Raw genomic sequence first — 12,546 nt, 5'->3', positions numbered from 1 at the left:
GGGGGCGAGCCATGACAGGGACGGAAGAGTCGCGCGGCAGTCTTGTCTGCGTGGGTGTGGGCATGACGCTTGGCTCGCATCTCACGCCGCTGGCACGCAGTGAGATCGATCGCGCCGATGTCGTCTTCGCGGGCGTGTCCGATCCTCTCGTGGAGATGTGGCTGCGCGAGATGCATGCGGATGTGCGCAGCCTGCAGTCGTACTACGCCGAGGGGCGATCCCGTAGCGACACCTATGCCGACATGGTCGAGGTCATCCTCGCCGAGGTGCGACAAGGCAGGCGTGTGTGCGGGGTGTTCTACGGTCACCCGGGCGTCTTCGCCCTGGCCCCGCACCGGTCGATCGAGCGCGCACGCAGCGAGGGCTTCGACGCACGTATGGAGCCCGGGATATCCGCGGAGGACTGTATGTATGCCGATCTGGGCATCGATCCCGGTACGTACGGCTGCCAGCACTTCGAAGCGACGCAGTTCCTGTTGTACCGGCGGATGATCGATCCATCGGCCTGGTTGTTCCTGTGGCAGGTGGGACATGTCGGCGACCTGTCGCTTGCCCGGCGCGGCACCGGGCCCGGCTATCGCCGGGTGCTGGTCGACGTGCTGTCGGAACATTTCGCCGTGGACCATGAGGTGATCCTGTACAAGGCGCCGACGCTGCCGATCGAATCTCCCTCGATCCGGCGCCTGCCGCTTTCGCGCCTGGCCGAAAGTGCTATCAGCACCTCGGAGACCCTGGCCATTCCCCCGGGACGTGCGCTCGATCCCGCACCCGGGATGCGGGCGCGTCTGCAGGCGCTCGCCGCGGACGAGGCTGCCGTTCCCGTGCCAGCGCCGCCTGCGTCACACCCCGCGTGACCCGGCCACGCGGCCTACTACAACCCGTGCTGTCATAGGGATATCATCCGGTCCAGGCGCCTCGAGGGGAGGATCGCCGGACATCGGCCAGGGGTAAGGCCTCTGCGCCCAAGGGAATCGCACATGGGCAGTGTTGTCGGCTGGTTGGCGCGCGTCGGGGGAGACGCGTCGCTGAGGCACGCGACGGCGGAAACGCTGGCGCTCGCCATGAATGAAGAAGATCTCGGTGACGACGTTCGCGAACCCCTGGGTGCGCGCGACGCCGACGCGCTGCGCGCGGTGATGGGGCAAGGCATCTACTTTTCGAGCCTGATGCCCATCCAGCCGGATCACGAGGAAGAAGAAGGCGAAGACGAAGACGGCGATGAAGACGAGGGTGACGGTAAGCCGCGTCCTTCGAAGATCCCGCTGGGCGGACCCGGGGCCTGATTCAATGAGATGGAACACCCGTCGCTGGGTCGCCGTGCTGCTGGCCGTTTTTATGGCCAGTGGCACGTTGCGTGCCGCCGACGATGCGCAGGACGCGACCACGGCCCAACTTTCCGGGATCACCGACAAGCTCAACGAGGCCGATGCGGTCAAGATCCGGGATTTCGGCCGGTATTCCCGGTTGCTCGACGAGGTCGAGCCCTTCGAGTCGAAGCTCGATGACGAGCAGCGCGCCATGTTTCACTTCCTGCGCGGATGGCGCGCCACGTGGGTGGGTGACTACGAAAACGCCAAGGTGGAACTGGAGAAGGTCGCCGATCAGTCGGTGAATTCCGTGCTCCGCCTTCGCGCGTTGTCGACCCTCGTCAATCTGCTGGGTGTCGGTCACCGTTATGAGGACGCCTTCAAACGGCTCAACGAGCTCCAGGAACTGATGCCGTCGGTCCGTGACCGGAAGGCACGCTTCCAGGCGATGGGTGAGGCTTCGCAGTTGCTTAGCTCTGCAGGGCAGTTCGAGCAGGCCGAAGCGTACGCCAAGGACATGATGGCCGAGCCGCCGCCCGGCGAAACGGTATGCAAAGGTGCGCAGCACCTGCTGCGCGCGCGGCGTGAAGCCAACCGGCTCGACACTATCGACCCGATGTTCCTCGATGCGATCGAGCAGTGCGAGGCCAGGGGCGACGATGTCTTTGCCGACAGCATGCGCGCGGACATCGCGGCGTTTTATCTTTCCCATGGTCAGCCCGAAGAAGCGGTGAAGCTTCTCACCGAGCACCGGGACAATCTGCGCACCCTCAATTATTCGCAGCTGCTCGGCGAGTTCGATTCGCATCTTGCGCAGGCGTACCTCGCGCTGGGTGACTTGTCGAACGCACGGCGCTTCGGGCTTTCAGCCGTGGCCGGGGCGATCCGTGACGAGTTCACCGATCCTCGTCGAACGGGATACCTGGTGCTTTATCAGGTCGAGCAACGCCTGGGACACGCGCAGCAGGCGCTGACGTTTCATGAGCAGTACATGACGGCGGACAAGGCGTACCTGGATGACATCAGTGCGCGCAGCCTCGCGTTCCAGATCGTCGATCAGCAGTTGCTGGCGCGCAAGACGGAAGTCGACGCGCTCAACAAGCAGAACGAAATCCTCCGCCTCAGTGGCGTGCTCGACCGCAAGGAAGTCGAGACCGGACGCTTGTACATCTTCATCCTCGGCCTCGCTCTGTTGGCGATCGTCTGGCTGGTGCTCTGGCTGCGCCGCTCGCAGCTGCGCTTCATGAAGCTCGCGCGCCGCGACGGCCTTACGGGGATCTGCAATCGTGAGCACTTCGTCGAACAGGCGGAGCGGGTGCTAGCGTACGGTGCGCGATCCGATCGTGGCCTGTGCCTGATCTTGTTCGACCTGGATCACTTCAAGAACGTCAACGACACCTACGGCCACGCGGTGGGCGACGAAGTGCTCAAGCGAGCGGTGGACGTATGCCGCCGCTCGCTGCATGCCTGCGACGTGTTCGGGCGTCTGGGTGGCGAGGAGTTCGCCGTGTTGTTGCCCGACTGCAGTCCGGCACAGGCGCGTGCGCGCGCGGAACAACTGCGGCTGTCGATCGCCGCTACCGCCGCTACGCCTTCACGGCCGGAGCTGTTGGTGACCGCCAGCTTCGGTGTGGGGTCGACGCTGCAATGCGGGTACGAGTTGCACCGGTTGCTGGTTGTGGCGGACGCTGCGCTTTACCGGGGCAAACGGGCGGGGCGCAATTGCGTGTTCATGGGAGATACCGGGGATATTCCGGATTCGCCGTATCTGACCGAGGCGCGGGGGTAGGAGGCGTGCGGCGATGCCGGTTCAAACCTGGCAAACGTCCATAAAAAAAGGCCGCTTTCGCGGCCTTTTTTCAACCCGTCTGCAGCTGATCAGCGCTGACGAGCCTTGAAACGCGGGTTGCTCTTGCAGATCACGAACACTTTGCCGCGACGGCGTACGACTTTGCAGTCACGGTGACGCGACTTCGCGGACTTCAAAGAGGAAAGCACCTTCACGGCCAGCTCCTGAAACTTTAAGGACAAGGAAAAACGGAATTGTAGCCATCTGGCCTGCTTAACGCAAGCGCTCGGAAAGATTCGGGTTTCAGCCGAGGCCGAGCTTGCCGCGGGCCTGGCGGACGGTGCGCAGGAAACTGTCGAGCACCGGGGACGTATTGTCCACGCGTGAGGCCACCGCCAGCAAGAGGTGGGCCTCCGGGTCGTCGACGGGAACGAAGGCGATACCGTCCAGGTGGACCGCGCGCAGCGATGCCGGGACCAGTGCAAGGCCCAGGCCTGCAGCGACCAGAGGCAGCAGGGAAGGGATCTGCTGTGCTTCCTGTCGAACGTTCGGTCGGAAGCGCGCCTTGTTGGCCAACAGGTTCAGGCGATCGATAAGGGTGGCCGCGTGTGCACGTGGCGGCGCGACCCAGCGCTCGGACGCCAGTTCCTCCATGCGCACCGACTTCCGTCGGGCGAAACGATGGTCGAGGGGCAGGGCGATGACCAACGGCTCGTGGTCGATCACTTCCACATTCAGCTGGCGCGCGTTCGCCACGCCTTCGGGATGGGCGCGCAGCAGGCCGACGTCGATCTGGCCGCTGAGAATCGCGTCGTACTGGGCACCGGTGAGCATCTCGCCGAGGTGCAGGCTGACGCCGGGCGCTTCATGTGAGAACCGCAGCAAGGTTTCCGGAAGCGCGGGATGAAACGATACGGAGACCGCGTAGGCCAGCCGGAGCTGACCGGTGAACCCCGCCGCCGCCTCGCTGACCACGGTGCGCGCGCTCTCGGCGCGAGCGAGGATGGCCTTGGCCTCGACGAGAAAGAGACGACCCGGTTCGGTCAGCGCCACGCGGCGACGGTTGCGATCGAGCAGGCGCACGCCCAGATCCGCCTCGAGGGCCTGGATCTGCTGGGACAGCGGGGGCTGCGAGATATGCAGTCGCTGCGCCGCCTGGGTGAAGCTCAGGGTTTCCGCCACTTCAACGAAGTAGCGCAGTTGCCGCAGATCGAACATAGTCGAATTTCATATAAGTGATCGCTGAAAGATATATTGGCGAGAATTTCCTAGGAAATCTATGCTTCGTCTCGGCCTACCACCAACCCCTCCCCCTGGGTCGGTAGGTCCCTCGCCCCGTAGCGACGCTAATCACCGATATCTGGCCTACCTCCCCCCCCGAGGCCCATATCGAGGCGTTTGCTCCGGGGCGACTTTCTTTGTGCGGCCGGAACGTGGCAATCGCGCGCAGGGCGCGCTCCTACATGGGGCAGAATCGCGCGCAGGCGCGCTCCTACCTGTAGGAGCGCGCCCTGCGCGCGAAGCTCTTCTACCCCACCCGCGACACGAAATCGCACTCCGTCGTCGCCCGGATCTTCGCCTCGTCCACACCCGGAGCCAGCTCGATCAACGCGAGCCCGTCCGGGGTGACATCGAACACGGCCAGGTCGGTGATGATCCGGTCGACCACGCCCTTGCCGGTCAGCGGCAGCGAGCACTCGGTGAGGATCTTCGGGGTGCCGTCCTTCGCGGTGTGCTCCATCACGACGACGACGCGCTTGACGCCGGCGACCAGGTCCATCGCGCCGCCCATGCCCTTGACCATCTTGCCGGGCACCATCCAGTTGGCGATATCGCCCTCGGCAGTGACCTGCATCGCGCCGAGAATGGAGATGTCGACGTGGCCGCCGCGAATCATCGCGAAGGAGTCGGCGCTGGAGAAGTACGACGCGCCCGGCCGGGCGGTGACGGTCTGCTTGCCGGCGTTGATCAGGTCGGCGTCGACTTCGTCTTCGGTCGGAAACGGACCGATGCCGAGCAGGCCGTTTTCCGATTGCAGCCAGACGTCGACGCCATCGGGCAGGTGGTTGGCGACCAGGGTCGGCAAGCCGATACCAAGGTTGACGTAGTCGCCGTCAGAGAGTTCCAGGGCGGCGCGCTGCGCCATCTGTTCGCGGGTCCAGGCCATGGTGTTCTCCTCAGGCGCGCACGGTGCGCTGTTCGATGCGCTTGGACGGCGCGGGGTTGTGCACGATGCGATCTACGTAGATGCCCGGCGTGTGGATCTGGTCCGGGTCGAGTTCGCCGACCTCGACCATGATCTCGACCTCGGCGATGCAGACCTTGCCGGCCGTGGCGGCCATCGGATTGAAGTTGCGCGCGGTCTTGCGATAGACGAGGTTGCCCGACGGGTCCGCTTTCCACGCCTTGACCAGCGCGACGTCGGCGACGATCGAGCGCTCCATCACGTACATGTTGCCGTCGAACTCGCGGGTCTCCTTGCCCTCGGCCACCTGGGTGCCGTAGCCGGTGCGGGTGAAGAACGCGGGGATGCCGGCGCCGCCGGCGCGAAGCTTCTCGGCCAGCGTGCCCTGCGGGGTGAAATCGACTTCCAGCTCGCCGGCCAGATACTGGCGCTCGAATTCCTTGTTCTCGCCCACGTAGGACGAAACCATCTTGCGGATCTGCCGGGTCTCCAGCAACAAGCCCAGCCCCACGCCGTCGATGCCGGCGTTGTTGGAAACGGCGGTCAGGCCTTTGACGCCGGAATCGCGCAGCGCCTCGATCAGCAGTTCGGGAATGCCGCAGAGGCCGAAGCCACCCACGGCGATGATCTGTCCATCGGCCACGAGGCCGGCCAGCGCCTCGGCGGCGGTGGCGACGCGTTTGTCGCGGGAAGGCGACTTCACCTGGTTCATGCGTGTCGAGTCCATCCGGTCGGGCCCGCCGCCGGTTCGCCGCCCATCATAGCCGAGGGTCGTCACGTTCCGTGGTACGCGAGGGGGTCAATCTCCCAAGGGTGCCGGGGCGGACGCCACCATCGGATCGTGCAAGAACCCGCGAGGATCGGGCGCTTTGATGGCTTACGGTGCGCCCCCAGTTTTCCTGTGAACCCGAGCCTGGAGTATTCCGACGTGAGCAAACAGAAGATCGGCGTGATCGGTATGGCCGTCATGGGCCGCAACCTCGCCTGGAACATTGAGAGCCGCGGCCACGCGGTGTCCATCTTCAATCGATCCAAAGAGAAGACGGACGACGTCATGGCCGAGAGCGAGGGTAAGCAGCTCGTGCCGACGTACAGTCTCGAAGAGTTCGTCGATTCGCTGGAGAAGCCTCGACGCATCCTGCTGATGGTCCAGGCTGGCAAGGGTACCGATGCGGTGATCGAGCAGCTGCGACCCTTGCTGGACAAGGGCGACATTCTCATCGACGGCGGCAACACCTTCTATAAGGACACGGTGCGCCGCGGCGAAGAGCTGGCGAAGGACGGTCTGCACTTCATCGGCACCGGCGTCTCCGGCGGCGAGGAGGGCGCGCTGAAAGGCCCGTCGATCATGCCGGGCGGCCCGCGTGAGGCCTATGACCTGGTGTCCCCGATTCTCACCGAGATCGCCGCCAAGGCGCCGGACGGCGAGCCCTGCGTGATCTACATCGGCCCGGGCGGTGCCGGGCACTACGTCAAGATGGTGCACAACGGCATCGAGTACGGCGACATGCAGCTGATCGCCGAGAGCTACGCGGTACTCAAGCATGTGCTCGGCTTGTCCAACGACGAACTGGCCGATGTCTACCGTGAATGGAACGAGGGCGAGCTCGACAGTTTCCTGATCGAGATCACCTCGAAGATCTTCACCCGGAAAGACGACAAGACCGACAAGCGGCTGGTCGACGTGATTCTGGATCGCGCCGCGCAGAAGGGCACCGGCAAGTGGACCAGTCAGAGTGCGCTGGATCTCGGCGTGCCGCTGACGCTGATCACCGAGTCGGTATTCGCACGCGTGCTTTCCTCGATGAAGGAGGAGCGTGTCGCGGCGAGCAAGCAGCTGGCGGGCCCGGAGGCGGAAAAATTCAGTGGGGATCGCAAGGCGTTTATCGAATCCGTGCGCCGTGCACTGTACCTGAGCAAGATTATCTCGTATGCGCAGGGCTTCGCCCAGCTGCGCGCCGCGTCGGACGAGAACGAGTGGAACCTCGACTACGGCGCCATCGCGAAGATTTTCCGCGCCGGTTGCATCATCCGTGCGCGCTTCCTGCAGAAGATCACCGACGCGTACAAGACCGACAAGGCACTGAGGAACCTCCTGCTCGATCCGTATTTCAAGGACATCGCGCAGCAGTATCAGGTCGCACTGCGCGAGGTCGTCGGCGAAGCGGTGCGTGTCGGCGTGCCGGTGCCGGGCTTCTCGGCCGCGGTGGCCTACTACGACAGTTACAGGGCCGAAACGCTTCCGGCGAACCTCATTCAGGCTCAGCGTGACTTCTTCGGTGCTCACACCTTCGAGCGTGTGGACGAGAAAGGGAGTTTTCACGCGGAGTGGGCCGAAGGCTGAACGACGCGTTCAAGGCGGAAGCCCCCGCGCCATGGGGGTTTCCGCGCCCCGAGCGAGGCTTTTGAGCGGACCGGCGTCACGGGTCTGTAGGGGAACGCTGGCGCTTTGTAGGATGCTCCCTTTAGAGTTGGCGGAATAAGTGCAGCACCAGGGGTCGGTGCTGCGCGCCGCGTCCAACGAGGGAGTACGTTGTTCCATGCTGAGAAAGCCCCTGATCGGCGCCACGGCGCTGGCGGTCGCACTTGCCGGATGCCAGTCGCTGCCGCAGCCGCGTGACGATGGATCGTTGCAGCGCGAGGCGCTGGCCGGCACCGAATTGCCCGCGCCGCGGCCCCGCATCGCTCCGTCGACCAATCCGGCCACGCCAGCGGTCGCCCAGCCGCAGATCAGCACCGGCACGGGCGAATTCGTCAAGCCGGTGGGTCTGGCCAGGCCGAAGCCGGTCGCCGAAGGTGCCGGCACGGTGACCTTCAATTTCGAGAACCAGCCGGTCGAGTCCGTGGTGAAAGCCATCCTGGGCGATCTGCTGCACGAGAACTACTCGATTACGCCGGGCGTGCAGGGCAATGTGTCCTTCTCGACCTCGCAGCCGGTGACGGCCGAGCAGGCCCTGCCGATCCTCGAAACGCTGCTGTCATGGACCAGTAACGCGCTGGTCCACAGCAACGGACGCTATGTGGTCATGCCGGCCAAGGATGCCGTCGCCGGCAACCTCGTTCCCAGCCTTGGCGCGAGTGCGCCGGCCGGTGGTCTGCAGGCGCGGCTGTTTCCGCTGCACTTCATCTCGGCGACCGAGATGCAGAAGCTCATCAAGCCGTTCGCGCGAGCCGATGCCACCTTGCTCGCCGATCCGACGCGCAACGTCATCGTCATGGCCGGTACGCCGACGGAACTGGATAACTACCAGCGCACCGTGTCGACCTTCGATGTCGACTGGCTGCGCGGCATGTCGGTGGGCGTCTTCAGTCTCCAGCGCGCGGAGGTCAAGGACCTCACGCCCATGCTGGACAAGCTGTTCGGCGACAAGGGCAATACGCCCATGGCCGGTCTGCTGCGTTTCATCCCCATCGAGCGGACCAATTCGCTGGTGGTGATCAGCCCGCAACCGGCTTATCTCGACGAAGTGCGCAGCTGGATCGATCGCATCGATCGCGGTGGTGGCAACGAGCCGCAGCTCTACGTCTATGACGTGCGCAACGTGCAGGCGTCCGATCTGGCCGATTACCTTTCCGACATCTACGGCGGTGGCTCCAGCGGCGGCGGGTCCAGCGATCGCGGCGGCAAGGTGGGCCCGGGACTTTCGTCGGGCACGCTGGGGGGCGACAGCGATTCCGGTAACCGTAATGGCTCCGGTCTCGGCAGTACCACGGATACCTTCGGCAACACCTCGTCGTCCGGTTCGAGTCTCAACAATGGCTCGAGCGGGCTGGGTGGCAACTCGTACGGCTCGGGCAGCGGTTCCAGCTTTGGTGGCGGCGGTTCGATGGGATCCAGTGGCAACGGCCTTGGCGATGACGAATCGTCGCGCCGCCAGCGCAACGGACCGATCACCACGGACGACGGCGTGCGGATCACCTCGGTGGATTCGAACAACCAGCTGATGGTGCGCGCGCGTCCGTCGCAATGGACCGAGATCGAGCAGGCGATCAAGCGCCTCGACGCCGTGCCGCTGCAGGTGCAGATCGAAACCCGCATTCTCGAAGTGGCGCTGACCGGCAACTATCAGTTCGGTGTGCAGTGGTATCTCGAGGGTCTTGTCGGAGGCACCAACGGGTCCGTCGGCCAGCCGGGCAACAAGCAGCAGTGGGCCCTCGGTAACGGCGGCAACACGTACGGTGGCGAGAGCTTCTTCTACTCCTTCGTCAACAACAATCTTTCCGTGGCTTTGAAGGCTATGGAAACGAGCGGAAACACGAAGACCTTGTCGGCGCCGTCGCTGGTGGTGCTGAACAACCAGAAGGCGCACATCCAGGTCGGCGACCAGATCCCCATCACGCAGACCTACGTCAACACCACGGCAAACACCGATAACACGATCGGCCAGGTGGAGTACAAGGACACCGGCGTGATCCTGAACGTGCGGCCGCGTGTGAATCCCGGTGGCCTCGTCTATCTCAACATCAATCAGGTCGTGAGCTCGCCGGGTCAGAAGGACGCCGCGACCGGCAATTTCCCGATTCAGCAGCGTGAAGTGGCCACGCAGGTCGCGGTGCAGAGCGGGCAGACCGTGTTGCTGGGCGGTCTGATCAAGCAGGACGAAGGTCTGACCGACACCGGTATTCCGGGGCTGAACCGCATCCCGGTGTTCGGCCGGCTGTTCGGTTCGACCACCCGCAGCCGTAACCGCACGGAGCTGATCGTCCTCATTACGCCACGCGTGATCACCAACGGCGACGAGGCCAAGCAGGTGACGGACGAGTACCAGCGGAAGTTCGAGTCACTGCAGCCCTATCGCGGGAAGGCGGCTACGACGACGGAGCCGGCGGGCGTGACACGGACGGGGAACGGGGAGCCGACGGTGACGGTGCCGTTGCATCCCTGAGGAGCGTGCCGGACCCGGGGGGGGGGCGAATCCGCTTTCCGCTGTCATCCGATGCTGCGAGACTTCAGGCATGCGTACCTATCTGCTTGTCTCGATCGTCGCCACCGTGCTTATCGCTGGCTGCTCCACGCTGCCCCAGCCCCGCGACGACGGCGCGCTGCAACGCGAAGCTCTGGCAGGCACCGAGCTCCCGGTGCCGGGTCCACGCATCCTTGCCTCGACCAACCCGACGACACCGGCGATCTCGCAGCCCCAGATCACCACCGGCACCGGCGAATTCGTCAAATCGTCAGGACTTGCGACACCGAAGCCGGTCGACCAGGGCACCGGCACGGTCACGTTCAATTTCGAGAATCAGCCGGTCGAGTCCGTGGTGAAAGCCATCCTCGGCGATCTGCTGCACGAGAACTATTCGATCACCCCTGGCGTGCAGGGCAACGTGTCCTTCTCGACCTCGCAGCCGGTTACCGCCGAACAGGCGCTGCCGATCCTCGAGACGCTGCTGTCGTGGACCGGTAACGCGCTGGTGCACAGTAACGGCCGTTACGTCGTGATGCCGGCGAAGGATGCCGTCGCCGGGAATCTCGTGCCGAGCATCGGCGCCAACGCACCGCCCGGCGGATTGCAGGCGCGTCTGTTCCCGCTGCACTTCATCTCCGCGACGGAGATGCAGAAGCTGATCAAACCGTTCGCACGGCCCGATGCCACGCTGCTGGCCGATCCCACCCGCAACGTCATCGTGATGGCGGGCACGCCCACCGAGCTCGACAACTATCAGCGCACCGTGGCGACGTTCGACGTCGACTGGCTGCGTGGCATGTCGGTGGGCGTGTTCAGTCTGCAGCGTGCGCAGGTGAAGGAGCTGCAGCCGCAGCTCGATGCGATCTTCGGCGAGAAAGGCAACACGCCCATGGCGGGCCTGCTTCGCTTCATCCCTATCGAGCGCACCAATTCGCTGGTGGTGATCAGTCCGCAGCCCGCATACCTCGACGAAGTGCGCAGCTGGATCGATCGCATCGATCACGGCGGCGGCAACGAACCGCAGCTCTACGTGTACGACGTGCGCAACGTGCAAGCCTCCGACATGGCGGACTATCTTTCGGACATCTACGGCGGCGGTGCGAAGGGCGGTGGCTCCGGCGACCGCGGTGGCAGGGTCGGGCCGGGCCTTTCCCCGGGCACGCTCGGCGGCGGCGACAGCGATCTGGGCAATCGCGGTGGCTCGGCTCTCGGCAGCACGACGGGTTCGTTCGGTAACGGCGGCTCATCGTCGACGGGCACGAGCGGTATCGGCCCGGGTACATCGGGTACGAACGGCCCTGGCGGTAGCGGCGGCAGCGGGATGTCCGTGAGCGGCCTCGGCGACTCCGGCTCGTCATCGCCGGACGGCGGGGCGGGAAAGAGCCATTCCGCGACCACCACCGACGACGGCGTGCGCATCACCTCGGTCGACGCCAACAACCAGATCATGGTGCGCTGCCGTCCCGCGCAATGGGCCGAGATCGAGCAGGCGATCAAGCGTCTCGACGCCGTGCCGCTGCAAGTGCAGATCGAAACCCGCATTCTCGAGGTCGAACTCAAGGGCGAGTTCCAGTTCGGCGTGCAGTGGTATCTGGAGGGTCTGGTCGGTACCACCAACGGGTCGCCCACGCAGCCTGGCAACAAGCAGCAGTGGGCACTGGGCAACGGCGGAGCGTCATACAACTCGACCAATGACAGCTTCTTCTACTCGTTCGTCAACAACAACGTTTCCGTCGCGCTGCATGCGATGGAGCAGAACGGCAATACCAAGGTTCTGTCCGCGCCGTCGCTGGTGGTGCTGAACAACCAGAAGGCGCACATCGAGGTCGGCGACCAGATTCCGATCACGCAGACCTACGTCAACACCACGGCCAATACGGATAACACGATCGGCCAGGTCGAGTACAAGGACACCGGCGTGATCCTCAATGTGCGACCGCGCGTCAATCCCGGTGGCCTGGTCTACCTCAACGTGAACCAGGTCGTGAGTTCGCCAGGCGTGGTCGACACCACGACGGGCAACTTCCCCATCCAGCAACGCGAGGTCGCCACCCAGGTCGCCGTGCAGAGCGGCCAGACGGTCTTGCTCGGTGGCCTCATCAAGCAGAACGATGCGACCACCGATACCGGCATCCCCGGACTCAACCGAATACCCGTTTTCGGCCGATTGTTCGGCTCAACGACCCGCAGCCGCGACCGTACCGAGCTGATCGTGCTGATCACGCCGCGCGTCATCACCAACGGTGACGAGGCCAAACAGGTCACGGACGAGTACCAGCGCAAGTTCGAATCGCTGCGGCCGCTGACGAAGCGCCCCTGAAGGCGTCCTGAGGTTCCCGACACACCGGCATCACGGAC

At 64.6% G+C, this 12,546-nt stretch carries 10 protein-coding genes; 6 read left to right on the top strand and 4 right to left on the bottom strand.

Annotation, left to right across the window (positions count from 1 at the left end):
* The first annotated feature begins 11 nt into the window (after nucleotides 1-11).
* The 3 genes from FA85_RS01990 (at nucleotide 12) to FA85_RS01980 (ending at nucleotide 3,096) form a co-directional block, all read left to right on the top strand.
* Nucleotides 12-854: an SAM-dependent methyltransferase gene (locus FA85_RS01990; RefSeq protein ID WP_197056469.1), complete on the top strand. Its 843-nt coding sequence runs from the start codon at nucleotides 12-14 to the stop codon at nucleotides 852-854.
* A 123-nt stretch (nucleotides 855-977) separates the two neighbouring features.
* Nucleotides 978-1,283, top strand: a complete 306-nt coding sequence (locus tag FA85_RS01985) for a hypothetical protein (protein ID WP_036112537.1) — start codon at nucleotides 978-980, stop codon at nucleotides 1,281-1,283.
* A 4-nt stretch (nucleotides 1,284-1,287) separates the two neighbouring features.
* Nucleotides 1,288-3,096 (top strand): tetratricopeptide repeat-containing diguanylate cyclase, encoded by a 1,809-nt coding sequence (locus tag FA85_RS01980; RefSeq protein ID WP_051943518.1) that lies wholly within the window; start codon nucleotides 1,288-1,290, stop codon nucleotides 3,094-3,096.
* Between the two features lie 89 nt (nucleotides 3,097-3,185).
* On the opposite strand, the gene ykgO is transcribed toward FA85_RS01980, so the two are convergent.
* From ykgO to FA85_RS01960, 4 genes are all read right to left on the bottom strand, one after another.
* Nucleotides 3,186-3,311, bottom strand: a complete 126-nt coding sequence (gene ykgO / locus FA85_RS01975) for a type B 50S ribosomal protein L36 (RefSeq protein WP_029213509.1) — start codon at nucleotides 3,309-3,311, stop codon at nucleotides 3,186-3,188.
* Nucleotides 3,312-3,399: 88 nt separating this feature from the next.
* On the bottom strand, nucleotides 3,400-4,314 hold the full coding sequence (locus FA85_RS01970) for a LysR substrate-binding domain-containing protein (RefSeq protein WP_036112541.1): 915 nt from the start codon (nucleotides 4,312-4,314) through the stop codon (nucleotides 3,400-3,402).
* 310 nt (nucleotides 4,315-4,624) lie between these two features.
* Entirely contained in the window at nucleotides 4,625-5,263 is a 639-nt protein-coding gene (locus FA85_RS01965) for a CoA transferase subunit B (protein ID WP_036112544.1), read from the bottom strand.
* A 10-nt stretch (nucleotides 5,264-5,273) separates the two neighbouring features.
* Complete coding sequence (locus FA85_RS01960) at nucleotides 5,274-5,993, bottom strand: CoA transferase subunit A (RefSeq protein WP_036112547.1); 720 nt, start codon at nucleotides 5,991-5,993, stop codon at nucleotides 5,274-5,276.
* Nucleotides 5,994-6,209: 216 nt separating this feature from the next.
* Between FA85_RS01960 and gndA the strand changes: the two genes are divergently transcribed.
* From gndA to gspD (FA85_RS01945), 3 genes are all read left to right on the top strand, one after another.
* Complete coding sequence (gndA, locus tag FA85_RS01955; protein WP_036112549.1) at nucleotides 6,210-7,625, top strand: NADP-dependent phosphogluconate dehydrogenase; 1,416 nt, start codon at nucleotides 6,210-6,212, stop codon at nucleotides 7,623-7,625.
* Nucleotides 7,626-7,821: 196 nt separating this feature from the next.
* Complete coding sequence (gene gspD, locus FA85_RS01950; RefSeq protein WP_051943520.1) at nucleotides 7,822-10,167, top strand: type II secretion system secretin GspD; 2,346 nt, start codon at nucleotides 7,822-7,824, stop codon at nucleotides 10,165-10,167.
* A 70-nt stretch (nucleotides 10,168-10,237) separates the two neighbouring features.
* Nucleotides 10,238-12,508: a type II secretion system secretin GspD gene (gspD, locus tag FA85_RS01945; RefSeq protein ID WP_036112552.1), complete on the top strand. Its 2,271-nt coding sequence runs from the start codon at nucleotides 10,238-10,240 to the stop codon at nucleotides 12,506-12,508.
* Nucleotides 12,509-12,546 lie beyond the last annotated feature (38 nt).

Source organism: Luteibacter mycovicinus (genome assembly GCF_000745235.1).
Classification (GTDB): Bacteria; Pseudomonadota; Gammaproteobacteria; order Xanthomonadales; family Rhodanobacteraceae; genus Luteibacter; species Luteibacter mycovicinus.
Note: the sequence above shows the minus strand (reverse complement) of the source record. Positions and strands in the feature narration are given on the sequence as shown.